Here is a 23589-nt window from a genome sequence, read left to right as displayed (position 1 = left end):
GTCTGTAACCGCGTAACCCCTTGTTGCGCCCTAATTCCCGTGACAGGGAACTCTGATCGCGCCCAAGTTTTTGTGCAATTTTGTTTTGAGAAGTCCCATTTTTYAGTTCAATTTCGATATAATGTCTCTCTTCAGAGCTCAGGTGCTTAAAGGCCATCCGTGGCATCCTCTGTAGTGTTTAGTAGCTTTACAGAGTACACCTGAGTTCTGATTGAATTCAAAGGTGGCTCTGTAGCAACCCTGTGGTTACAGAGGTTATGCATTTATGATACGAATTCAGGTAACATCAAATAAAAAAAAGAACAGTGAAATTAGTTTTTTTGAATTATTCATAACCGTCAGGTTATTGATGATTGTGGTTATGTTTATAGATAAGAAACATTTACTTTGGAAAGGTGGTTCTCTTGATGTGAATCAATAGCTGTGAGTTATGCGTCGTATAAATTAGCACCATTTACTGGTGGCATACTTTAATTGGTCGGGTTTGATTTTTTATTAAATCACGCCATCGTTTATTTACGCCATTTAATTTTAAAGAAAACGGCATTGTTGGTAATGGACGATGTCTCTATTTGCATCTCACGAGAATATCTATGGAAATCCGTCAACCGATTCACAGTGAACATGCCAAACAATTGGATACAGAAGGACTTCGTCGTGAATTTTTGATCGATGGCATTTTTGCTGATGAAGCTATCAATCTTACCTACAGCCATGTTGATCGTGTGATCGCTGGTGGTTGTATGCCGGGCGTTGAGGCTGTCAGGCTGGAAGCGGGCAAAGAGATTGGTGCTGATTTCTTTCTGGCGCGTCGTGAGCTGGGTGCTATCAACATTGGTGGGCCGGGCCTGATTATTGTTGATGGCACTGAATATGAGATTGGTAGCCGTGAGGCTCTGTATATTGGTAAGGGTGTTAAAGAAGTTGCTTTTGCCAGCATAAGCCCTGAAAACCCTGCCAAGTTCTACATGAACAGTGCACCAGCACACGCAGCGTACCCAACGAAAAAAATCACCCAGGAGATGGCCAGCCCTGAAACACTGGGTGATGCTGAAAACTGCAATCGTCGTACAATCTACAAGTACATGGTGCCCGCCGTTCTTGAAACCTGCCAGCTGGCAATGGGTATGACTGTGCTTGAGCCAGGCAGTATCTGGAATACCATGCCTTGCCACACCCATGAACGACGTATGGAAGTGTACTTCTACTTCGATATGAAAGAAGACGGTGTTGTTTTCCATATGATGGGTGAACCATCTGAAACCCGTCACCTCGTTGTACGTAACGAGCAGGCTGTTATTAGTCCAAGCTGGTCTATTCATTCTGGCGTTGGCAGCGCCAATTATACCTTTATCTGGGGCATGGCCGGTGAGAACCAGACCTTCTCGGATATGGATTTCGTACCTATGGGTGATTTGAAGTAATCACTCCCTTTCTCATGCATTCTGAAAACACAGTGACCCTTGTACAAAAGAGGTTGCTGTGGGCTCCAGTACATTAAGGAATTACCATGACACAAGCATTCTCATTCAGCCTGGAAGGTAAGGTTGCCATTGTTACTGGCGCGAATACCGGACTGGGGCAGGGTATGGCCGTTGCTCTGGCGCAAGCTGGTGCAGATATCTGTGGCGTTGGCCATATCGATGCGCCAGAAACCCGTGAGCTAGTTATCGCTGCTGGTCGTCGTTTTCATTTTGTTGAAGCTAACCTGCTGAGCATTGAGCCGGTTGATCGTATTGTTAAAGATGCAGTAGAAGTCTTTGGTCGTGTGGATATTTTGGTCAACAATGCGGGCATCATTCGCCGTGAAGATTCTGTGAATTTCAGCGAAAAAGATTGGGATGAGGTGATGGACATCAACCTCAAGACCCCATTCTTCCTGAGTCAGGCAGTTGCCAAGCAGTTTATGGAGCAAGGACAAGGCGGCAAGATTATTAACATCGCCTCTATGTTGTCATTCCAGGGCGGTATTCGTGTGCCTTCCTATACCTCCAGTAAGAGCGGCATCGCAGGCTTGACTCGTCTTCTGGCCTGCGAATGGGCGCAGCACGGCATCAATGTTAACGCTATTGCACCTGGCTATATGGCTACGGATAACACCACGGCTTTACGTGCAGATGAAAAGCGCAATGCAGACATCCTTGGTCGTATTCCTGCAAACCGCTGGGGCACACCGGAAGATTTGGCGGGTCCTGTCGTATTCCTCGCTTCTTCTGCCAGTGATTATGTGAATGGTTATACCGTTGCTGTTGATGGTGGCTGGTTGGCTCGCTGATAGGCCAAATTACTGAACACTAAAAAGCCCACAATGTGGGCTTTTTAGGTTGAGTTTAAATGTATTTTAGTGGGTGATTTGTAGCTCTATGAATAAGAAATGATGTCCTTATTCAAGCGCTCTTGAAACCAAATATCATTTGACTGCCTTAATATTTTACCTAAAACCTTTCCCATTTCTTTCACAGTATCGGACTTTTTATCAAATAAATTGTCCATCTGATAAGGGTCTTTAATGTTGTCAAACAATACCCCTTGGCCCGCCTTATTTATCGATAAACTGTAACGATCTGTTCGCAGGCCTTTTTGGTAAGTATGGAGAAGGAACGGTACATACTCAGGTTTATCAAGTCCGTCATTTTGTTTGACAAGATTTTCAGAAAGATTGTTACCAACTGCTGAAGTAGGGATTTCACTGCTAAGCCCAGCAAGGCCAAGCAGTGTTGGCATAAAGTCCAGAGACCCCATTAGTACATCATTGACAGACGGCTTTAACTTTTCTGGGTAACGAACAATCATAGGAATGCCGAGAGACTCTTCATAGATGCACGCTTTGGCCATCAATCCATGACTGCCCATCATATCGCCATGATCGGACGAATAAACAACAATGGTATTGTCAGCTTGGCCTGTTGCTTCCAGTGCTTCCATCAGACGACCAAAATTTCGATCAACTCCTGAGACGCTGGAGAAATAGTATCTAACGGTATCTGTCGAGAGCCCTTCACTAGAGCCTTGTTCCTGTGTGCCCATTTTCATAGGCAGGGGACCGTGTCGGAAGTTGGGGCGATTTAGCAAGTCTTTCACATCACTCACTTTATCGTCTGAGTAGTATGCATGATACATCTCATCATCGGTGTCTTTTAATGTGTTGTAAGGGTTATGAGGTAGATTTGTACTGACGAATAAACAGAACGGCTTATCCTGAACACGCTGCCCCTGATTATTTTGAAGATAATTAATGGCTATGTCTGTTTCATGTTCGGTAGCCCATTTCTTGGGCTCATGGCGATTGCCGTCAGTGTCGTAATAATGCGGTGCATCGTGATTACTGTGAGCACCAAATGCGTACCAGTAGTCAAAACCCTGTCGTAGCTCTGGCGGTGTATAGGAGTCCATTGTCTTTGATAGTGGCTTTTTCCATCTTGGATCGCTTTCGGCAACATATTTACCTGGGTTTTGTGGGTCGTTAGGTTCCGGCTTATCCAAGTGCCACTTACCAATGTAGCCACAGGAGTAATTATTTTTGCTCAAAACATCCCCAAGCGTTTCTATTCCTGGCAATAACCCCCACTCACGGTCGGCACGACAATTCTGTGAAACCCCGTTAGCGTGAGGGTACATACTGCTCATCAACATAGCGCGATGGGGACTGCAAACGGGAGCGGTTGAAATACACTGTGATAGCACAACACTCTGGTCTGCAAACTTATCGAGATATGGTGTATGTACTGGGTCTGAAACGCCGTTGAGATATTGACTGTATTGTGGGTTTTGCCAAAAGCCCATGGCATGGCGTCGATGCTGATCAGAGAGAAAGAAAACAATATTGGGTCGTTTAGCGGGAGGTTGTTTTGGAGCGGCATTATCAGTGCTTACTTTATCTGAGGCAGATAAAAGACCTGATGTTGCGCCAGCAACGGTAAATAACGCGCTGGCTTTAAGAAAGTCTCTGCGATTGGTCACTGCATTATCCTAAGCTTGATTGTTTTCAGGCATGGTTCCGATAAGCTGGGAATTCGGTTTAGGGTGATCATTTGATGCAATAAATAAATGCTGATGGAGCCGGTTAAACAAAACAGCTCCATCAGCATTTTCACACTAACAACACATCACGGATTCGATTACAGGGAGTTATTACGGATATCTTTTCTGTAACCACTCTGGGAGTTTGTCCAGGCGATGTTCTAACTGCGCAAGGAATAGTGACGATGGAAACACTGGCTTTCCATTGGATTCAAGGTGCGCCTGTGGGATTTCAGGCAGAGGCGCATCATAGTTGGCCTTCTCTTTAGGAGAGAGATACTCGTAAAATGCTTTTTGGCTGGCGAACTCAATGTCATTGCCATGAAGCCCAACAATCATTGGCATTGGTATACGACCAAAACCAGATGCTCTCATTAATTCAAACGGTGCATCTGTACCATGGGTTCCGGTATTTTTAGGATTCCAGAAAACCAGACCTTTGAGGTGGTTTGGCTGGTTTTGCTTTGCAGCTCCCCAACGACCATACATCCATCCTCCTGTCATCCGGTCAAATAAATTGATTCTCGGTTGAGCACCATGTAGATCCGGTGAAGTTGTGGATTTATAAACGGTGTCCAGTTGTACGTTTGAGGATGAGTAATGAGAGAATCCTGGTGAATGCCACTGGTCAGCTTCATCCTGAAAATTAATACTTAAATTATTAAAGGAGTTCAGGAACTGTAATGACAGGTGCCCCAAGGTTCCTTTTAGCGTGACGTCTAAAACCGTAGAGTTGGTAGTATCTGAAAGCGCAACGGCGGCACTGACATCGCTCAGGGTAACATCACGAACCCAGCTGTTAGCCGATTTCAATATTTGAATGGCACTGTAGCCACTGTCGTGTTCGGCAGAGCCGTGGTGGACAAACTCGGTGTGCCAGTTTCCTTTAAAATGGATATCTTCTACGCCTAGGTTTTCCGTCCGAACACTTTTATACACACTCCAGTCATCAGCAGGGTCYACATTGACTTGTATCGGTGTTACCAGAGAAATGGTGTTGCCATTAACTGACTCAACCTGATGAATTTCACGAAGGCTTAGTCCTTTTTTCATTCCACCCATCGTGGCTTCAATTTTGTAAGGCTTCATTTCTTCAAGAACTTTGCTCTGATCTTTAATCAGGGCTTCAATCTCAATCCAGTCACCAGCTTTTAAGTTACCTACTTCAGTAACGCTGATGACTTTACTGGCGCCAGCCACAACGGGCTGATTGATTTTGCTAATGAGAGTTGTTTCTTTACTGCCCAATTGCAGGATTGTCGGCGTTGTCCACATTTTTTTAGGGTCTAATGGAAGTAATGACTCAGCCATAAATAGCTCAGATGCATTTTCTCCAGCACCACAACCCTTGATAACAATGTTTCCGGTTTGAATTTTGATCGCCTGGCTGGCGATAGACTCAGGATCCTTTATATCAATTGCTGCGAGATCAGACTTCTCATTTATCCGAAACTGTCCTTTAGGTATAAAGAGAATGGCATTGTTTCCATCATTTTCTTTTACGTGAGCTTCGGCGGCAGCAATTGCCTTCCGAATTGCCTCCTTATCACTAATGAGATCGTTGGCAACAGCACCATATTCAGCAATATCAAAGATGCGATATTGTCCTGATGCATCCTCTGTTATTTTGGAGCCACCGCAGTATGCTGAAACATCAATTTCAGGCAATGGTTTTTCGCTACGATGATATCCAGCATAGGAAAAATTTGTTACCAATAAATCACGATTTCCTGAGTACCCATTATCCAGAAGATCGGAGTTTGCAGCTCTAGATTCAAGATAATTTTTCCAGGCTTGTGATACTTGAGGCTCTTCTGAAGCAAGAGCATTGCCTGGTTGACCAATAATACCTGCTATTGCTATAGCAATAGAGATGGATAATAATTTTTTCATGCAAATACCTAAATACGGCTTTGATCAGAGCAAGTATTGGTCGTTTTTCTGTCATAGAGAAAAACACCAATACTTATCTGTAGCTGAGTCTCTGATTACAAGATTGGAATGTTCACTTCCAGTACAAATTCATTCACATCAAAACGGTCATCAGGTTCGCTGGCAGATGGAGTAGAGAATGTGTCATCAGGTCTGAAGAAGGCGCCGAAGAACTTAATTTGACCACCTTCCAGGAAACCAGATGCGGGTTTGTACATAAAGCCTACAAGATGCTCAACTGCAGAGCCATCTCCATTACCTTGGACTGTCAGGTTTTTCTCAGGACGATCAAAATAGTAGTAATGGTAGAATATACCGAGACCATTCAGCGCTTCAGGAACGCCATCACCTTTAAAATTATATTGGCTTTTCAAAGAGTAGGCTTTGTCACCATCTCGTCTGAAGTATGACATAACTTCGGCTTTACCACTGTCGTAGATGATGCCGTCTATGCCATTAAACCCATATACAAAGTTCGTTGTTCCTTTGGTGAAAGCATGACCAAGCGTAAAGCTCCAGTTATTGTTGAAATAACGAGCAGTCATATCAATAGTGCGCGACTCATCTGCACCTTCTTTGTGAACTCCTTTTTCAACAGCTTCATTCCAGACGCTGCCATCGTATCTTAACTCTTGGAATGCAGAGGTAAATTCGATGTTGTGACCATCTTCCAGACGGAATGTTTTCTTACCAAAAAGCGTATATCGTGCGGCGTAATCTTTACTCATACCAGTAGCAAAGGAAATTGCATAATTTGGATTTCGTTTAGCCAACTCAAAGCCATAGACAAATGGGATTTCTACATAAGGTGTGTCCTCATTAGAAATACTTTTGTATGCTTTGATTTTACTGAAATCATCCATTCCGTTGCGGATAAAACGATCAATCCAGACAGCATTATAATCAAGACCAAACTTCTTACCGGCTACGCTAATTCCACGGTATGATCTTGGAATGATTGCGCGGTATGGGTCATTTGTTTTGATCAAACCACCTTTGTACGATCCTAGCCCCATCTGTATAGTGGCCTGGTCATTATAGTTCTCGCCAACTTTGAATTTAGCTGATGCTATATAGATGCGAGAATAACCACTGGTATCGCACAGAAGGACGCCTTTATCATTAGATTCACAATGATCTTGGCCGAGAAGTTTATCGCCATTGTAGTAACTATTCTTCCAGTTACTGCCAAGATCAATTGCCCCTAGTGCGCCAAAATCAAATCCGGCTTTGAAGTTTTTTGAGCCAATAAATCCTGAGCTAAAGTTCGCAACTAATGCACCAGTATCCTGCTTGATATAATCATGATCTTTTAGTGCCCCATCCCAAGTGTCATTTCCTTCGTGTTTAAAAGTTGCTCTTAAACTGGTTTTTGAATCTTCCCATAGGGGAGCAAAATTAAAGTCAGTATTTGCACTTGCTGCCATTGGCAGTATTGCTGACAACACACTGACTGTTGTCAGATTTAATATGTTTTTTTTGTGCATGGATTTGCCCCAGAAGACATTAAGATCCGAAATTGATAACCACCAAGCATTGATACAGCAAAAAAACCAAATTTGATTTACACGCATTGTATTTGTAAAGGATTTGCATATTTATGATCTTGATCAATTTTGATAATTGTTTTTGATTTATGAGATACCCTACAAGTTATGTGTCTTGCTAATTTAGATTATGAATTGGCTTTAATTTGTTTGTTTTTTGATTTTGCAGTTAGAAAATTGATGTTGATCAAGGTTTTAATGTTATGTCTAAATTAATCTGCACCTGCTTTTAAATTACTCCTAATTGGTTGTGAGCTGGAAAGAATATTCTTAAATAAGTTGTAGCTTTTCTGTTCAGTTGGATCAGTTTTATTGCCTCGCCTTTACTGAGGGCTTTTATTAATGAATTTAGATAGAAAACTGCCTGAGGCTCACTTTCCCAGAAAAGTGTTTGAGCAGCACCTTAAAAAAGTAATTACTTCTATAAAGAATAGTATTCCAACTATTGGCGACAGAAACCCAAAGATCGGGACGGAAGATTTTCAATGGCAATACTGCGGCCCGTCCGACTGGGTTTCCAGTTTCTGGACCGGTCAACTCTGGCTGGCTTATAAATTGACGGGCGAAAGCACGTTTAAAAACAGTGCTCAACTGCGTAAGCCTTATTTCAAAGAGTTGCTGGCTCTGAGGAATTGCCACGATCACGATCTGGGTTTTCAATACAGCTTGAGCTGTGTTGCAGATTACAAACTGAACCTGGATGAAGATTCCAGAAAAATGGCACTGGATGCTGCCGACAGTTTACTGACCCGTTTCCGTCGAGTGGGTAAATATTTTGTTGCATGGAATGAAACGCACATTCTGGGGCTGGAAAAAACCCAGGGTAAAAGCATTATCGATTCTCTTGAAAACATGGCGCTGCTGTTTTGGGCAACAGAAACCACAAACAATCCAATTTATCGCGAAGCCGCTATTGCCCATGCTGACACGCTGGCAAAGCACATTGTTCGTGACGATTTCAGTACATTTCATACCTTCGATTTTGATCCTCTGACTCAAGAACCAGTTTGCGGTCGTACCTTTCAGGGTTACGCGGATGATTCCTGCTGGGCACGTGGTCAGGCATGGGCCATTCACGGTTATGCTCAGATTTTTGAGTACACCAGGGATCAGCGTTATCTGGAGCTTGCTAAAAAACTGGCCGAATTTGCCATTCATCATCTGCCAGAAAATGGCGTGCCGATTTGGGATTACAGACTGCCAGCGGATGAAATTCAGTATCTCGATAGCTCAGCCGGCGCAGTCACTGCAGCAGGCATGCTGATGATTGCCCAGCACTGCACCGATAGCGAAGAAGCTGACTATTTCCGTCAATGGGGCTTCCATATGCTGGCTGGTTTGATGCAGCACTGTGATCTGACTGAAACGCCGGAAGCATTAGGTTTGCTCTCCGACGGCGCCTCTTTTGTTAAGCGTGGAATGTGCAAGAACATGCTGCCCTATGGTGATTACTACTATATGGAAGCGTTAATGAGAGCCTCAGGCTATACCAAGTTTTTCTGGTAACCCGTAAAAATACGACACTCGTTGCCAGAATTAAAATGCACCGAGTGTTCCCATCACTTCTAGGGGGAAGTACAGATGGTTTCAACTTACGACTTAATGGCCATTATTTTCTATTTTGTCTTCATGGTTGGCCTGGGGATGGTCTTTAACAAACAGGTGTCGAATACCAGTGAGTATTTCCGCGGGGGCGGTAAGATGCTCTGGTGGATGACCGGTGCCAGTGCGTTTATGACTTCTTTCAGTGCGTGGACGTTTACCGGTGCTGCTGGTAAAGCTTACGCTGATGGTTTTACCGTTGCCTTTATCTTTGTATTCAACGTTGTGGGTTATCTGGTTTGCGGATTGTACTTTGCTCCAAAATTCCGCCAGATGCGAGTGATCACACCCATGCAGGCTTTGCGCCAGCGCTTTGGTAAAGGTACTGAGCAGGTTCATACTTGGGTAGTGACGTTTACTGGCCTTTTGGGTGCATCTATCACTCTGATTGCCGTATCTGTGTTTATCTCTGCAGTCATCGGCTGGTCTCTGAGCACGACGATCATCATCACTGGTGTAGCCGTTGTGTTTATGTCCGTGATGGGCGGTTCCTGGGCGGTGGTTGCCAGTGACTTCATTCAGTGTCTGCTGATCGTGGGCGTGAGCATTGTTACCTTCCTGTACAGCTATAATGCTTCCGGTGGTTTTGTTAGCGTTATTGAAAACTTCCCTGCTGAAAGTTTTATTATGGGTAACGGTATTAACTTTACCGAAATCTTTCTGCTGTGGGTTGCCGCGATCTTTATTCAGCGTGTGCTGGATATGAACAACATGGGTCAGTCTGTACGTTTCCTGTGCGTAAAAGACAGTGCTCATGCTCGTAAGTCTGCATATTTTGCCGCGGTTCTGTTTGGTCTGGGCTCCATTATCTGGTTCTTCCCACCCATGTTTGCCGCTATTGAATATCCGGATCTGGCTTCGATGTACCCAACTCTGGGCAGTAATTCACGCAGTGCCGCCTATTTGGTTATCGTACAACAGTTGTTGCCTGCGGGCATGTTAGGTCTGGTTGTTGCGGCTATGTTCTCGGCAACCATGTCTACTCTGGATTCACGGATTAACTTTATCTCCGGTACGTTTGTTAAGAACTTCTATCAGCCTATTCTCAGACCAGAAGCCACTGAAGAAAATCAGCTGATGGTGGGCCGTATAGCGACCGGCGTGATGGGAACAATGGTTATTGCTTTTGCCTTGTTCTTTACTCAGCTGAAAGGATTCAGTCTATTCCAGATCATGATCATGTTCGCTGGTATCGTGAACCTGCCACTGATGATCCCACAAATGCTGGGTATTATTGTGCGCAAAGTGCCAGATTGGGCTGGCTGGGCGACCGTAATTTTTGGTCTGGGTGTTAGCTTGATGGCGAACTCCTGGCTGAATGCTGGCTGGTTTGCTGATGCGCTGGGTGTGACTTTCACCAGCCGTGAGACTTCTGACCTTGCTGTTGTTATTACTCAATTGGCTCATGCGACACTGACCGTAGGCTTCTTCTTCGCTACCGGCTTGTTCTACAAAGAGCCTGTGGGCGAACGCAAAGAGCAGGTGGATACTTTCTTCCGCAATGTGAACACACCTGTGATTTCACCTGCGGGTGCCAGTGCTTCTGACAATATGCAGCGCAAGAAGCTGGGTATTCTCTCCATGATCTTTGGTGGTGCGGTGTGTGCCATGGCACTGTTACCAAACGAGCGGAGCGTGATGGCGTTTGTGCTGTGTGGTGGCTTCATGCTTCTGATCGGTTATCTGCTATACCGTTCAAGAAACATGGCGACAGTAGAAGATCAAGAGGAAGAAGAACTGGCGATGACTTAAGCCTGAGCGGTTCTGTTGAAATAGAAAGCCGGGCATGAATTGCCCGGTTTTTTTCGTCATCAATAAGCAGGTGTTTGCTCTAAACGTTCTACTTCTTGAGTTAATAAGTCGATAAAACGATCGACGACAGGCGTATATCGAGCAGACGACTGATACCAGATACCGGAGTGGAAATTCCAGATGGCCTCATTCAAATGAATCTGTACAACGTCGTTTTCAGGCAGCTTGTAGAAAAATTGTTCGGCAATACACAGTAACGCTTTTCGTTTTTCCATCACATCGAGAGCAACGTCTAGAAGCTCAGTCTGTAAAGAATACCGTACAGATTTTATTCCCTTCCGATCAAAAAGCTGATTGAGAAATGCCCCTTTTGAACGCTGGTAAGCAACCCAGGGATATTCAGCCAATTGCTCTGCGGTCACTGCTGACATTGACGCTAATGGATGACTTCTATGAGCGGCAATCTTCATGTTCACATTGAGCAAGGGTAGAAACGCGAGCTGCTCACGGGTGCCGATTTGATCGTTACCACCGCCCAACACGACATCCAGTTTACCTTCCACCAAATCGGGCATGAGCTGTTCATTAGTATCCGCTCGAATGATGACTTCCAGGTTTGGGTATTCATCATAAAGTTGGCTGATCACCGGCGGAAGATAACGCTCCCAGACGGTGCCCGCACCAATAAACAGTTTGCAACCCTTGCCACTGCGCAGAAGGTTGATCTCTTCAACGGCGTATTGATATTCCATATCCATGCGCCGAATCCGGTTTAACAATCGCACTCCAGCTTCAGTCAGTTCCATCCCTCTTGGTAATCGCTCAAACAGCGGTAGGCCAAAATTGTTTTCCAGTGTTTTGATGCTTTTACTCAGGGCTGGTTGGGAAATATTCAGTTCTCTGCAAGCAGAGGCAATTTTTTTATGATGAGCGACGACTTTAAAGTGTTTAAGCAGACGGTTCATGGAAAAAATTCTATCGGATGTGAAAGATAAGGCTGGCGAAAAGCCAGCCTTGAAAGGGTTAGAACTTCTGCTTCTTGTCTTCTATATGAACGCCTTTGCTGGGCATGCCGGTGTCGTAATCACGAACGACAGGGGAGAAGCCGTCTTTCGGACGTGGCCGGAATGCACCCATCCATTCAGCCTTTTTTTCGGGGCGCCAGCTGCGCATTGCCCACTCATAAGTACGGAATGGGTCACGCTTTTCATGCATATAATTGAGTAACTCATCGTGGAGCTGGTTTCTGATTTCAACATATTCAGAATGATCGATCAGGTTATACAGTTCATCCTTGTCGGTATTCCGACAATAGAGTTCGTCTTTACCAAATAAGTTGAGTACCAGTTTGTAGTCGTTTTTCACCCAGGCGCGAACCGGGATAAAACCACCGAAGCTGTCATGCTCAATTTCGTAACGATTGAATTCAACCAGAACGCCACGCTCAATATTCCGGTTGTCGTTATCCATGACTTCCAAAAGACTTTCACCTTCTAGAATCTCCGGGATTTCAATGTCCGCAATTGCCATCATCGTTGGCAGTAAATCGATATGAGAAACCGGGGTATCGACTTCAGTTTGATTGAGCGTGTTGCCCTTAGGGGCACGGATCAGGAAAGGTACACGGGTAATGTCGTCATACGCTGCCGCACCTTTGCTCACGAGACGGTGAGCACCCATCATCTCTCCGTGGTCGGAGGTATAAATGACCCAGGTGTTTTCGATCTGAGATTCATCCAGCTTGCTCAGTACACGACCAATCTCGTCATCTACATAATCGTTACAGCCGAAATAGAGCGGGTGACGATACTTGCCATTTTCATCCGCCGGATTCCCCATGGCTTCTGACCATAAACGATGGTGTTCAGGTTTTCCTTCCAGATTATCAAAGGCCTTTTCGCCAAGGTCGTATTCAAAATCAGCGAAGCGTTCAATATATTCAGCAGGGCAAGTGAATGGATGGTGTGGTTCGTCGTATGAAAGCACCATCAGGAAGGGCTTATCAGTGTCACGGGTTTCAAGGAAATCGATACCGCGATTAGAAATGCCATTGGCCCAAGTGAACTCTGCTGTGATGTTGTGCTTACGCATATCCTCAGCCGTGTTCAGACCATTTCGCCACAGGGCAATTTGTTCGTCCGAGAGTTCGGCTAAATAATTTGCGCCGTCATACCAATACTTTTCATCCCATTCTTTTGGACAGTGTCCGGTGCCAAAATAATCATGGCCATCCAAGTGCCATTTACCGGCATAAACCGTGTCGTAGCCTTGCTCTTTAAAATAATGCCCCATGGTTTTGATGTTGGTGCCCGGGGCTATATTGTTTGTCCATGGACCGGAGTTATGGGAATAAAGGCCAGTAAATAATCCAGCCCGAGCGGGTGTGCAAACAGGCGACGTCGTATATCCGGAATTAAATTTCACACCGGATGCCGCCAAATCATCAATATGATTGGTGTTTAATTCTTTAATGCCGGTATAGCAGCCTACCATGTTGGTCGCTTGCGTATCCGTCATGATAAAAACGAAATTTGGTCTATTCATTTTTTTAAAAATCGAACTGATCGAAAGAAAAAGACTTTATCTGATTTCAATAAACAGATGATGACTCGCGTCATTATTATGTTTAAAAGTCAGGCAATAGATGAAGACAGCATCATTAAGGCGCTGGCCGAAATAAGACCCAGCGTGACGCGGTGCAAAGTACGCTCAGCAATTCGACCCATTAATTTGCCGGCAATGGGCATACCCAGCATGGAACCGGCAATAAGAATCACGGCGGTTGTCATATCTGCCTGACCACCTTCACCATAAGTGATGGCAGAAAGGCCGGAGAGCAACAGCGCGATAACAATGGAAGAACCGATGGCCTGCTTGATATTTACTTGCAGCATAACGGTAAGAATGGGAAGCAGAAGTACGCCGCCACCAACGCCGGTTGCACCAATAACAACACCGGACCCGATGCCGGCAAGGAATGGCCGCCAAGGGGCTATATGAGTGACAGAGGTTTGATCGTCTGCTTGGTTGGCATTATCTACGACTTCTGTCTTCCGAGACTTCAGATCTTTATAAACCATACTGGCCAGTGACACTAAAATGACCGCAATCACCATGGCATCAACGGTGCTATTAATCAGCCCTGTCATTTCCGGGTTTTGTGTTAGAGCAACAATCTGTCGTGTAGTCAGAAATGTTGCAGGAATGGCACCTGCCAGCATCAGCCCACTTTTTTTCCAACTGATATTGCCCATACGGATATGAATGGCGGCGGCATTGATTTTCATCAAGAATGCACAGAGGCTGGCAGTCCCTACGGCCAGCACAGGATTCATACCAAATAATCCACGTAGTATCGGTATCATCAGTACTCCACCGCCCACTCCCGTGAGACCAAGAGCAAAACCAATCACGCTGCCAATGAGCAGAGTAAAGCTTAATTCGGTGACACTAAGCGCAGAAATGCTTTCCAGTGGAAACCAGCTAATAAGAGCGTCCATCGTTTTTCCAGATAGCGGATACATCAAACAGAGAGTGGTTGCGCCGGCTGGAATAATGTACAGGATGATGATCAATTCACTTTATGATCATCATCATAAATCAGATGCCGTTTATTGGTGTTTAATGAACCGTCTGGTTTGCCGCTTTTATCTGATCAGCGATGGGCATAACGCTGGCAGGTGATCTGTGAATTTGCACCTGTTCTGCCATATAGCGCATATAAGGGGCCACATGGTTGAAATATTTTAGGTATCCAGAACAGAGGTGGTTCTGTCGTGTTCCATCTGTATTTGGGTGAATCCTATGTTTTGGACAGCCACCATGACAGGCGAAAAGATACTGGCACTGCTGGCAGGTGGTGCCTACATTGGATTTTTCCAGCGCAAACTTTTTTTGCTGTTTGCTCTCGACCATTTTATTGAGTTTGGTATCCAGAAGGTTACCTAAACGATATTCAGGGTAAACGTAGTGATCACAACTGTAGATATCGCCATTACGTTCAACCACCAGACAGTCGCCGCATTCTTTTTGAAACAGGCAGAGACTGGAATTGACGCCAAACCATGAAGCCAGGGTGCTTTCAAATAATTGTATGTAAAATCTCCCGACATCGTTTCGAACCCATTCATCAAAGATAGTGATCATAAAATCGCCATACTCTTCACCATCTACGGAAAAAGGCATTAACGATTTTTCAGAATGGTCGGATGGAAAGATCAGTATAGGATCAGGTGTATCGATTTGGGTTTGCTCAACGATGGGAATAAATTGTTGGAAGGTGGAGCCAATATCTTTTAAAAATCGATAAACCTCGAGAGGTTGTTTCGCGTTTATATTATTGACGACGGTCAGTGTATTAAACTCTACATCATGCTTTTTAAGATGCTCAATTCCTTTCATGACTCTGGAAAAAGTCGTTTTCCCACCTGAAGATAAACGGTATTTATCATGTATTTTCTCAGGGCCGTCAACAGAGACACCTACCAGAAAGTTGTTGTCTTTGAGGAAGCTGCACCACTGATCGTTCAGTAACAGACCATTGGTTTGAATGGAATTATTGATCTGTTTTCCCTGACTGAATTTTTGCTGATATTTAATGACTTTCTCGAAAAAGGCCAAGCCGGCAGTGGTTGGTTCTCCACCTTGCCAGGCAAAATCAATCACTGAGCGGTCCTGTGAAGCAATGAACTGCTTTATGTATCCCCGCAGAACCTCATCACTCATAGCGGTAATTTTATGATGATCAGGCTTATGTTTATCAAGGGTTGGGTTTTGAAATAGCTTGCTCTTTTCAAGGTAAAAGCAGTAATCACAAGCCATATTGCACTGATAGCTGGTGGGCTTTGCCATTAGATGAAAGGCTTTTGTCATAGTTGCCTGTACTGCCTGCGTTATCTGCGGATGGTTAAATACATAAGATCGACCTAAATTGTCTATCTGCTAGATGGATAGATAAAGGTGGGATAATACCTATCGCCTGACGTTTAAGCCTGTAGCACTAATCTCTAATAAAGCGTCGCCACTGAGCCTCTGAATTCATGAGCAATACAAAAACCCACCTTGAGCAGGATCATGCTCAACAGTTGCTTCAACTGATTCATCGCTACGGAAGTGAGAAGCAGTTCAAGGCCAAAGAGACTGTTTATCAGGAAGGGGCGCAGCCAGAAGGGTTCTATTACATAAACTCCGGGCTGGTGGGCCTGCATAAGTTATCTGGTAATGGCAAGCAGCGTCTGCTCCGGGTCTATTCACAAAAGGGCTTTTTTGGGTACCGTTCCCTGCTAGGGCAGGATCGTTATTACGGCTCAGCCATTGTTCTGAAGTCTTGCTCGGTTGTGTTCTTTCCCTTTAATAACATTGATCTTCTGCAGGAGAAGGTGCCTGATGTCTTCCGTTTTTTTGCTTCCTTCTTATCGGCTGAGTTGAAAGATGCCGAGCTGAGGATATTCCGATCATCGTCTGAAAAAATGAAGCATCGGGTGATTGATACGCTGATTTACCTCCATAAAAATCACGGAAGCTACTCCTGGACCTACCGGGAAGTAGGCGAGTTTTGCGGTGGAGAAACGGAGACAGTCATTCGCATTTGTAATCAACTGAAGAGTGCCGGGCTGCTGAAGAGGGAAAGCCGACGGTGGGAGATAGTGGACGAAGGCCGGCTATTGGAACTTAAAGAAAGCCTGTAGATTTCGGATCTCATTGCGCTGCGTAGCGTAGCTTTTCAAGATCGTTGTACTGAGCGTAAAAATGCCTGAGCTCTTGCTCTATTCGATTGCGTAACCATTGGTGAGCCGAGTTGCATTCCCAGTGCTGTGGCCAGATCAGTTTTAATGTGGCGGGCGGAAACTCTACTGGGAGCGGGATCACCTGAAAGTCAGGGCTATTTGCCAACTCAGGCTGCATAAGCAATGTGACCAAGGTGAATGCATCTGTGCTGCGTAAGATATCCAGTATTGCCGAGAAGTTCGCAATGGTCAGCCAGGGGGAGGCGATGGAGTCGGAGTTTTCTTTTAACTTTCTAGCGGCTTTTTCTGTCACCATGGGTGCATCGGAGCCTATAAAAGGGTAGTCATCCAGTTGTGCCATTGTGAGGTCGGAATACTTGGCTAAGGGGTGGTTTTTCTTAACAAGAATGCAAACAGTACCATCGGCGATTGGGGTTTCAGTCAATTCATCATCACTGACACTGGTTTGAAATATTCCCAAATCATGCACGCCATCTTTCAAGTCTTTGATTGAGTCTTTATCTGAAATGTTAATGATAAATGACATACCTGGAGCACAGGATCGTATATTGGTTAGTGCAGTAGATAAAAAACGTTGTTGGAAATTCATGCCGGTGACAAAGCTGAATTGTTTTGTGCAGGTTTCAGGGTTAAATGATGATTCTTCAAAAATATCATTTGCCTGACTCAGTATCTTATCAACTTCTGGCTGAATACGTTTTGCTTTTTCAGAGAGGGAAATTCTATTGCCACTCCGAACCAAAATAGGGTCATTCAGTGCATCCCGGAGTTGAGAGAGGGTACGGCTCATGGTGGATTGCGTGACATGCATAAGCTCGGCAGCCTTCGTCACACTGGTGGTATCAAGTAGAGCCTGCAAGGCAGGTAGCAGACTCATTTTTAGCCTTCCGGTCACCATGTCTTTATTCTTCCCATAAAAATGCCGGCATCGTTGAATTAACAATGCCGGCTATAACACACACATTTGAATCAAGAGCAATGAATGATTCATGTATAGATTACTGTAACGTGATTGATAATTCTAATGGGTATTGTTCATGACCTTATCGAAATGACCAATAGGTATTTTGGCTTGTCTGCTTTAGTGGTATCGATTATGTCAATACGGAGATTGAAACAATCACCGTGACCTACTTTTTTATATGTCAGAGAATCAAGTGGCAACAATTCAACATAGTAAGGGGTTTAACTTAATCAGCATTTAAAAAGTATATCTGATTAATTGATTCCGACAATAACATGAGGCAGGAGTAATTCTCATGCAGAAAAAACTGATTGCAGCCGCTATTTCCTCTTTGATTGCAAGCCAGGCCATGGCCATTACGCTTCATGACGATGGCACAAATAAGGCAACCCTTGGCGGGTATCTCGACCTTCGATATACCGATCAGGATGACGGAAAACATGAGGGTGATAGCAGCCGAATCAACTTTGGGTTTGAATCCATATTAAACGACGATCTTACTGCTTTTGCCATGGCGGAGTGGGGGATAGATACCGGTAGCTCCGGTGACACTCGCGATGTAAATGGCAATGAGGGCGATTTGATGTGGCAGCGTCTTGGTTATATTGGTGTAGAAAGCGAACAGTGGGGCTCGCTGGCTTTTGGTAAACAGTGGTCGTCTTATAGCCAGGTGGCAGGTTGGACGGATATGTTCGCCACAACGGGTGGTGATGCCTCTGGTTTTTATGGCAAAGATGCGGAAGTGTTGGGTACATCCCGTGCCGATGATGCGCTGCAGTACAACGGCAGTTATGGTGGGCTGAGTTTCTCGGCTCAATATCAGATGGGTGACAGAGATGTTGCTGATTTAGATCGTGATTATACCAATCGCGACAGCGCATATGGTTTTGCTGCCAGCTACGATTTACCAATGGGGCTGAGTTTTGGTGTCGCTTACAACGAAGCCAAGCTGGATGATTTAACTGAAAATACAGTTTCTGATCAAGGTAAAAAGGCAAAGTCTGCGATAGTGGGTGCAAAATATGAGGCCGATAAACTCTACACCGCTCTGACGTACGCGGAATTGAAAGATCGAAATGCCCATGATTATCTGGGACAGGTTGATAAGGCGAAAGGTTACGAGCTGTATGTAAGCTATCAGTTACAGGATAACGTGAAAGTAGAAACGGGTTACAACCAGTTGAAAGATAAGAGCAGCGATGCCGGTGAGGGCGAGGTTCAGTATTACCCGATAGGGTTGGTTTATACGACTGGCCCCGTACAGCTTTCTGGAACCTATGTATTTGAAAGCAGTACAAAACTGGATGGATCGGATGTTGATGACCGGGCTGTTCTGCAGGCACGGTATTATTTTTAGATCGAAATAGCGTGGTTTTGCTCTCTTGTGCAGAGTTATGTACAAGAGAGCAGAGGGTGTTGGAAGGTAGTTATCCTTATTTCAGATGGAGATAAGGTAAAGTAGTTTGTTGGGTAACCTTTCAGTGCTTGCAGAGATAAACAACGAATGGCAGATAGCTCCCGTATTAAACTGATTGCTGTCGATATGGATGGCACGTTTCTTTGTGACAACAAAACCTACAATCGCCAACGGTTTATACAACAATACCAAGCGTTAAAAGAAAAAGGCATACGCTTTGTTGTGGCCAGTGGTAATCAATACACCAAGCTGAAATCCTACTTTGACGATGACTTCAATGATATCGCCTATGTCGCCGACAATGGCGGTTATGTTCACGATGGACAACGGGAGTTGTATGTTGGAGAAATCCCCAACAGCATCCTGGCAAGGGCTTATCAGTTTCTGGAACGTCTGGAGCAGGTGAGTGCGGTTATCTGTGGTCACAATGGCGCTTATATTCTGAACACCGCCAGTGCTGAAGATCTGGCGAATGCTAACAAGTATTATCAGCACCATGAAGCCATCAACAGCTACGGGGATATAAACGACACGGCTATTAAAATAGCCTTGCGAATGCCGGCTGACATTCACGATGCGGTATTGGCTCAAGCCAATGAGCAACTGGGTGATGTTCTGGTGCCTGTTACCAGTGGTCATGAATGGATGGATCTGATTATGCCCGGCATCCATAAAGCCCATGGTATTCAGTTACTCCAGGAACAGTGGGGCATTGCTGATCATGAGATTGCCGCTTTTGGCGACAGTGGCAATGATATGGAGATGTTGGAAAAGGCCGCCTTTAGTTTTGCCATGGACAATGCGAACCACCACGTTCAATCCGTTGCCCGATATAAAGCGCCGGGCAATAATCACGAAGGCGTATTGCACGTTATTGACTACATTCTTGCAGAAGAGGCGGATAATGATGTGCTCAACCAGATTTTTGGAAAGTCCGCCTGATGAATAAAAATTGTTTTGGTGATTTGGTACTCAGTGAAGCGCAGATTGCTCAAGGCGCAGGAGTCGTTGCTGATCAGTTGAATGGACGATTTGCAGGTGAAGACGTTGTTGTTATCACGGTGGTGCCTGGCGGTATCCTGTTTACAGCAGATCTTGTAAGACATCTGACGCTTGATATAAAGATGGATTATATTTCTTGCCCTCACACACCGGGCGATCGGAATAATACGTCATCCATCGTTTATCATCAGAATATTCCTGTGGCTGGAAAACACGTGGTGCTGGTGGACGACGCCATTGAGTCCGGCGGTACTATGAAGCGTATTGTTCAATACATGGTTAATGAATTTGATGCGGCTTCTGTGTCGATTGCAACGCTGTTTGTGAAGCTGGGTCGGGTTGATATTCCGGTGACGCAACACTTTGCTTATGAAATGGAAAATGATGATTTGCTGATCGGATATGGACTGCCATGGCAGGACAAGTATCGGAATGTGCCTTATGTTTCGAAACTGAAGTTGGTTGATAACCGTTAAGCTAGGCTCGCGTGCTGAAGGTTTTCGGCAAGCGAGCCTTTCAATACCTGTTAGCGGTACTGATTCACTTCGTCACGAAGCTCAATGGCTGCCTGTCTTGCTGCCTCTGCAAAATCGTCTCCGCTGCTGGCGTAAATGATGCCCCGGGAGGAGTTGACGATAATACCTTTTCCTTCGCTGTTCACCCCGCTTTTCACCGTGGCCTCTACATCACCACCCTGAGCTCCTAGACCGGGAACCAGGAATGTCATATCACCGGTCAGTTCACGTATACGCTTAAGTTCTGCAGGATTGGTGGCACCGACAACGAGTAGGACATTGTTATTTTGGTTCCAGTCCTGCTGGCACATTTTGGCGATGACTTCGTAAAGCAGTGCTGAACCGCCGTCGTCCTTCTGAATCTTTAGATTCTGGATGGCTGCTGCGCCCGGGTTAGAGGTTCGGCAGAGCACAACAACGCCCTTATCAGCGTAAGTTGTGAAGGGCTCAATGGTATCGATGCCCATATAAGGGTTCACAGTAACCGCATCCGCCTGATACCGATCAAAAGCTTCAATGGCATACTGACTGGCGGTGCTGCCGATATCCCCCCGCTTGGAGTCCAGAATCACTGGGATGCCAGGATACTCTGAGTGGATATAAGCGATGGTTTTAGCCAGCTGATCTTCCGCGCCACAGGCATGGTAATAGGCCGCTTGCGGCTTATAAGAACAGACCAGATCCGCAGTGGCATCAATAATGGCTTTGTTGAATTCAAAAATAGACTGCTCACCGCCAGCAATGGCTGATGGGAAGCGTTCTGGAGAAGGGTCGAGGCCTACACACAGCAGAGAGTTGTTTTTCTCCATGGCAGCATGAATCTGATCAAGAAACCCCATTTGTAACCTCAGCGTAATGACTGTATTTGCTGAGCGGGAAGTGTAACAGCATCCGGCGCCTTTACCTACACCGCAGGCTGTTACGGGGAATCAAGAAGACAATTGGGACGGCTAACTGATTGATTTAGCCCATTTTTACGTGCTTCGGATGCTCACGGACCCGCTTCAGCCATGCCACAATAAATGGAAAATCGGTAAGACCGAAGCCACCTTCTGGCGCTACATGGGTATAACCGTAGAGGCATATATCAGCAATAGTTATATGGTCGCCAACCAGCCAATCATTGTGCTCCAGATGGGTTTCCATCACCTGTAATGCTTTGTATCCACTGGCTTTTTTCGCCTGCAAGGCAGCTTCGTGCTTCTTGGGGCGGCCCAGATACTTCACGATGAAACGGGCTGTGGCGATGTAAGGCTCATGGCTGTACTGCTCAAAGAACTGCCATTCGAGAACTTTTGCCCGCAGGAAAGGGTCAGATGGTAGATAGTCAGTACAGTCGGCCAGGTAATTGAGAATGGCGTTGGATTCCCAAAGATATCTGCCATCAGGCAACTGAATGACTGGGATTTTGCCATTGGGGTTCATGGCCAGAAACTCATCGGTATGAGTGCCACCACCAAGTATATTAACGTGCTCCCATTCACTCTCAACACCAAGGTGGTTCATGAGGAGCTTGATTTTGTAACAGTTACCGGATTGGGCATCTCCGTAGACTTTGTACACAGGCGGCCTCCTGTTTGCCTGAACGAAAAATGTTATTCGTACTCTCATTCTACTGAAGTCGCAAGGGAAACCTGTCAGTAATTAGAAGTGTTACAAAGATAGAAAACGTCTGTTGTTTATCTATAAAATGCCGGTTTTTATAGGCTTTGGAGTGTTGCGATGACTGAGAGTGATGATGTAATGGGGGGTGAAGAGGTCACTGAGATTGTTGAAAATCAGTTGGCAGAAAATAATCCACCACGAGTGAAAGAGACGCTAATGCGCTTAATGCTGGAAGGTATTGAGCGAGAAGAGGCGATTGAGTATATCGCCTGTGCATTGTGCGTTGAGCTGGATGATGTTGTGAATAATGGTTCAGCGTTCAACTTGGAGCGCTATGAGAGGCATCTGGACTTACTGCCTGAGATGCCGTGGGCTAATGCCCCGTAATTTTATTTGCTGCAGAACTTATCCAAAAGTCCCTGGATTCTTGCCGCTTCTTTCTGGCGGCCTGAATCATCAAGCACTTCAGATTCACCGTTTGCACGGGTGATTTTTAATCTCGGCGTACTTTTCAGCATGACTAGATTACCGTTTAAAGAGCTACAGTAAGCGTTTTTTTCAGCTTCATTCGAGAGACTAATTGTCGGACTAGACGTTGGTTGTTCTGTATCGGAGCCAGGAGCTTCTTCGGGGGATGGTGGAACACCGTTTGAAATAAGTTGTGGACTTTGTTGATTCAGCAGTTCAGTTTCCATTTGCTCCACAGGAGGAGTGGTGGAAAAGTGAACAACGCCGTTTTCATCAGTCCACTTATACATGGACTCGGCAAAGGCAAGAACCGGAAGAAGTAGAGCTATTGAGAATAATACCTGTTTCATATCCCCCGCCAATGTAAAGCTTGCGTGTGTTATCTGAGTTTATAAATAATGCACTTTTAAAATGCAGGCTAAAACAATTTTCGTCTTCGTCAGTCGTTATATGCTTTAGGCTCCAGCACTATGCACTGTCCTTCATGATCTGGCCAGCTTTCTCTTTGACGACCAGCCCACAATAACGACATTTTGATATCAGGATTCCTGATTTATCCTCAGTTTGCTTTGACTTTTAAATAGCCTGTCTTCTTCATTAGCCTTTCTGGTTAATGATTGGCTTATTTCATCAAGTTGTTTGTCCAAAGTAGATCTTGATGCATCGATAGACTTACTTACATTGAATGTAATTTTTTCGGCTTCTTTTTCAAGCTGCTCAGTGCTTTTTTTAGCGTCGGCAAGCGCTGTCGCATACTGTTCAAGTTCCTCAATAAAGCCTGGTTTGTATTCTTACGCGATGTTCGACTTTTAAACTGACCTGAAAAAGGCATGACTGACCTACTTTTCTGCTATTAAAAACAGTGGATACAAAGGAGGAAACCAGCCATGCCCGTTGAACAGTTTATCACTACTGTCTTCTGCCTGATCGACGATTTAATCAAAGAACTCGTTCCATTACCTCTGAGAAGCCGCGGTTATCCACCAAAGCTTTCAGATAGTGAAGTGATCACCATGGA

General features: G+C 45.1%; 21 protein-coding genes. 9 read left to right on the top strand and 12 right to left on the bottom strand.

Annotated elements, in window-relative coordinates; all coding sequences use genetic code 11:
• Nucleotides 1-157 (bottom strand): helix-turn-helix domain-containing protein (locus tag AKL11_RS26595; protein ID WP_366556850.1); only part of this gene is annotated, 157 nt, incomplete at its 3' end.
• A 436-nt stretch (nt 158-593) separates the two neighbouring features.
• On the opposite strand from AKL11_RS26595, the gene kduI reads away from it, so the two are divergent.
• The gene (gene kduI, locus AKL11_RS06345; RefSeq protein ID WP_067515761.1) at nt 594-1424 is read left to right on the top strand and encodes a 5-dehydro-4-deoxy-D-glucuronate isomerase; all 831 of its coding nucleotides are present in this window, start codon (nt 594-596) and stop codon (nt 1422-1424) included.
• Between the two features lie 86 nt (nt 1425-1510).
• Nucleotides 1511-2275 (top strand): 2-dehydro-3-deoxy-D-gluconate 5-dehydrogenase KduD, encoded by a 765-nt coding sequence (gene kduD / locus AKL11_RS06340; protein ID WP_067515760.1) that lies wholly within the window; start codon nt 1511-1513, stop codon nt 2273-2275.
• A gap of 86 nt (nt 2276-2361) precedes the next feature.
• Here kduD and AKL11_RS06335 read toward each other — a convergent pair whose 3' ends face one another.
• The 3 genes from AKL11_RS06335 to AKL11_RS06325 form a co-directional block, all read right to left on the bottom strand.
• Nucleotides 2362-3960, bottom strand: a complete 1599-nt coding sequence (locus tag AKL11_RS06335) for a sulfatase-like hydrolase/transferase (protein ID WP_067515759.1) — start codon at nt 3958-3960, stop codon at nt 2362-2364.
• 171 nt (nt 3961-4131) lie between these two features.
• Nucleotides 4132-5913 carry a DUF4955 domain-containing protein gene (locus AKL11_RS06330; RefSeq protein ID WP_067515758.1) on the bottom strand — a complete coding sequence of 594 codons (1782 nt, stop codon included), beginning with the start codon at nt 5911-5913 and terminating at the stop codon, nt 4132-4134.
• Between the two features lie 95 nt (nt 5914-6008).
• Complete coding sequence (locus tag AKL11_RS06325) at nt 6009-7526, bottom strand: OprD family outer membrane porin (protein WP_157673437.1); 1518 nt, start codon at nt 7524-7526, stop codon at nt 6009-6011.
• Between the two features lie 315 nt (nt 7527-7841).
• On the opposite strand from AKL11_RS06325, the gene AKL11_RS06320 reads away from it, so the two are divergent.
• Both AKL11_RS06320 and AKL11_RS06315 read left to right on the top strand, forming a co-directional pair.
• Nucleotides 7842-9005 (top strand): glycoside hydrolase family 88 protein, encoded by a 1164-nt coding sequence (locus tag AKL11_RS06320; RefSeq protein WP_067515756.1) that lies wholly within the window; start codon nt 7842-7844, stop codon nt 9003-9005.
• Nucleotides 9006-9080: 75 nt separating this feature from the next.
• Nucleotides 9081-10853 carry a sodium:solute symporter family transporter gene (locus AKL11_RS06315; RefSeq protein WP_067515755.1) on the top strand — a complete coding sequence of 591 codons (1773 nt, stop codon included), beginning with the start codon at nt 9081-9083 and terminating at the stop codon, nt 10851-10853.
• 59 nt (nt 10854-10912) lie between these two features.
• On the opposite strand, the gene AKL11_RS06310 is transcribed toward AKL11_RS06315, so the two are convergent.
• From AKL11_RS06310 to AKL11_RS06295, 4 genes are all read right to left on the bottom strand, one after another.
• Nucleotides 10913-11818: a LysR family transcriptional regulator gene (locus tag AKL11_RS06310; protein WP_067515754.1), complete on the bottom strand. Its 906-nt coding sequence runs from the start codon at nt 11816-11818 to the stop codon at nt 10913-10915.
• A gap of 58 nt (nt 11819-11876) precedes the next feature.
• On the bottom strand, nt 11877-13397 hold the full coding sequence (locus AKL11_RS06305; RefSeq protein ID WP_067515753.1) for a sulfatase-like hydrolase/transferase: 1521 nt from the start codon (nt 13395-13397) through the stop codon (nt 11877-11879).
• An 89-nt stretch (nt 13398-13486) separates the two neighbouring features.
• Nucleotides 13487-14353, bottom strand: coding sequence for a sulfite exporter TauE/SafE family protein (locus AKL11_RS06300; RefSeq protein ID WP_067515752.1), 867 nt, complete (start codon nt 14351-14353; stop codon nt 13487-13489).
• A 121-nt stretch (nt 14354-14474) separates the two neighbouring features.
• On the bottom strand, nt 14475-15725 hold the full coding sequence (locus AKL11_RS06295; protein ID WP_067515751.1) for an anaerobic sulfatase maturase: 1251 nt from the start codon (nt 15723-15725) through the stop codon (nt 14475-14477).
• Between the two features lie 167 nt (nt 15726-15892).
• Between AKL11_RS06295 and AKL11_RS06290 the strand changes: the two genes are divergently transcribed.
• Nucleotides 15893-16540: a Crp/Fnr family transcriptional regulator gene (locus tag AKL11_RS06290; RefSeq protein WP_067515750.1), complete on the top strand. Its 648-nt coding sequence runs from the start codon at nt 15893-15895 to the stop codon at nt 16538-16540.
• Nucleotides 16541-16550: 10 nt separating this feature from the next.
• On the opposite strand, the gene AKL11_RS06285 is transcribed toward AKL11_RS06290, so the two are convergent.
• Nucleotides 16551-17477, bottom strand: a complete 927-nt coding sequence (locus tag AKL11_RS06285) for a LysR family transcriptional regulator (protein WP_067515749.1) — start codon at nt 17475-17477, stop codon at nt 16551-16553.
• A gap of 382 nt (nt 17478-17859) precedes the next feature.
• Between AKL11_RS06285 and AKL11_RS06280 the strand changes: the two genes are divergently transcribed.
• From AKL11_RS06280 to AKL11_RS06270, 3 genes are all read left to right on the top strand, one after another.
• Nucleotides 17860-18921 (top strand): porin, encoded by a 1062-nt coding sequence (locus AKL11_RS06280; protein ID WP_067515748.1) that lies wholly within the window; start codon nt 17860-17862, stop codon nt 18919-18921.
• A 147-nt stretch (nt 18922-19068) separates the two neighbouring features.
• Nucleotides 19069-19923: a Cof-type HAD-IIB family hydrolase gene (locus tag AKL11_RS06275; protein WP_067515747.1), complete on the top strand. Its 855-nt coding sequence runs from the start codon at nt 19069-19071 to the stop codon at nt 19921-19923.
• Complete coding sequence (locus tag AKL11_RS06270; protein WP_067515746.1) at nt 19923-20459, top strand: phosphoribosyltransferase; 537 nt, start codon at nt 19923-19925, stop codon at nt 20457-20459. The genes AKL11_RS06275 and AKL11_RS06270 overlap by 1 nt, the downstream gene beginning before the upstream one ends.
• A gap of 50 nt (nt 20460-20509) precedes the next feature.
• Here the strand turns inward: AKL11_RS06270 and pyrF are convergent, their stop codons facing one another.
• Together pyrF and AKL11_RS06260 are read right to left on the bottom strand one after the other, a co-directional pair.
• Nucleotides 20510-21337 carry an orotidine-5'-phosphate decarboxylase gene (pyrF, locus tag AKL11_RS06265; protein ID WP_067515745.1) on the bottom strand — a complete coding sequence of 276 codons (828 nt, stop codon included), beginning with the start codon at nt 21335-21337 and terminating at the stop codon, nt 20510-20512.
• Nucleotides 21338-21461: 124 nt separating this feature from the next.
• The gene (locus tag AKL11_RS06260; RefSeq protein ID WP_067515744.1) at nt 21462-22061 is read right to left on the bottom strand and encodes a glutathione S-transferase family protein; all 600 of its coding nucleotides are present in this window, start codon (nt 22059-22061) and stop codon (nt 21462-21464) included.
• 159 nt (nt 22062-22220) lie between these two features.
• On the opposite strand from AKL11_RS06260, the gene AKL11_RS06255 reads away from it, so the two are divergent.
• Nucleotides 22221-22490 carry a hypothetical protein gene (locus AKL11_RS06255; RefSeq protein ID WP_067515743.1) on the top strand — a complete coding sequence of 90 codons (270 nt, stop codon included), beginning with the start codon at nt 22221-22223 and terminating at the stop codon, nt 22488-22490.
• A 2-nt stretch (nt 22491-22492) separates the two neighbouring features.
• On the opposite strand, the gene AKL11_RS06250 is transcribed toward AKL11_RS06255, so the two are convergent.
• Nucleotides 22493-22921 (bottom strand): DUF4124 domain-containing protein, encoded by a 429-nt coding sequence (locus tag AKL11_RS06250; protein WP_067515742.1) that lies wholly within the window; start codon nt 22919-22921, stop codon nt 22493-22495.
• Nucleotides 22922-23589: the final 668 nt, after the last annotated feature.

Origin of the sequence: Endozoicomonas ascidiicola (genome assembly GCF_001646945.1) — a bacterium.
Classification (GTDB): domain Bacteria; phylum Pseudomonadota; class Gammaproteobacteria; order Pseudomonadales; family Endozoicomonadaceae; genus Endozoicomonas; species Endozoicomonas ascidiicola.
The sequence above is the reverse complement of the archived record's forward strand: the minus strand, read 5'-3'. Positions and strand labels throughout refer to the sequence as shown.

What these genes read in the sequence shown, in the direction of transcription:
- AKL11_RS06250 (WP_067515742.1), bottom strand. Translation starts at nt 22,921, where the DNA reads ATGAAACAGGTATTATTCTCAATAGCTCTACTTCTTCCGGTTCTTGCC.
- AKL11_RS06325 (WP_157673437.1), bottom strand. Translation starts at nt 7,526, where the DNA reads ATGCGTGTAAATCAAATTTGGTTTTTTTGCTGTATCAATGCTTGGTGG.
- AKL11_RS06280 (WP_067515748.1), top strand. Translation starts at nt 17,860, where the DNA reads ATGCAGAAAAAACTGATTGCAGCCGCTATTTCCTCTTTGATTGCAAGC.
- AKL11_RS06285 (WP_067515749.1), bottom strand. Translation starts at nt 17,477, where the DNA reads ATGAGTCTGCTACCTGCCTTGCAGGCTCTACTTGATACCACCAGTGTG.
- AKL11_RS06290 (WP_067515750.1), top strand. Translation starts at nt 15,893, where the DNA reads ATGAGCAATACAAAAACCCACCTTGAGCAGGATCATGCTCAACAGTTG.
- kduD (WP_067515760.1), top strand. Translation starts at nt 1,511, where the DNA reads ATGACACAAGCATTCTCATTCAGCCTGGAAGGTAAGGTTGCCATTGTT.
- pyrF (WP_067515745.1), bottom strand. Translation starts at nt 21,337, where the DNA reads ATGGGGTTTCTTGATCAGATTCATGCTGCCATGGAGAAAAACAACTCT.
- AKL11_RS06320 (WP_067515756.1), top strand. Translation starts at nt 7,842, where the DNA reads ATGAATTTAGATAGAAAACTGCCTGAGGCTCACTTTCCCAGAAAAGTG.
- AKL11_RS06305 (WP_067515753.1), bottom strand. Translation starts at nt 13,397, where the DNA reads ATGAATAGACCAAATTTCGTTTTTATCATGACGGATACGCAAGCGACC.
- kduI (WP_067515761.1), top strand. Translation starts at nt 594, where the DNA reads ATGGAAATCCGTCAACCGATTCACAGTGAACATGCCAAACAATTGGAT.
- AKL11_RS06255 (WP_067515743.1), top strand. Translation starts at nt 22,221, where the DNA reads ATGACTGAGAGTGATGATGTAATGGGGGGTGAAGAGGTCACTGAGATT.
- AKL11_RS06295 (WP_067515751.1), bottom strand. Translation starts at nt 15,725, where the DNA reads ATGACAAAAGCCTTTCATCTAATGGCAAAGCCCACCAGCTATCAGTGC.
- AKL11_RS06275 (WP_067515747.1), top strand. Translation starts at nt 19,069, where the DNA reads ATGGCAGATAGCTCCCGTATTAAACTGATTGCTGTCGATATGGATGGC.
- AKL11_RS06270 (WP_067515746.1), top strand. Translation starts at nt 19,923, where the DNA reads ATGAATAAAAATTGTTTTGGTGATTTGGTACTCAGTGAAGCGCAGATT.
- AKL11_RS06310 (WP_067515754.1), bottom strand. Translation starts at nt 11,818, where the DNA reads ATGAACCGTCTGCTTAAACACTTTAAAGTCGTCGCTCATCATAAAAAA.
- AKL11_RS06300 (WP_067515752.1), bottom strand. Translation starts at nt 14,353, where the DNA reads ATGGACGCTCTTATTAGCTGGTTTCCACTGGAAAGCATTTCTGCGCTT.
- AKL11_RS06315 (WP_067515755.1), top strand. Translation starts at nt 9,081, where the DNA reads ATGGTTTCAACTTACGACTTAATGGCCATTATTTTCTATTTTGTCTTC.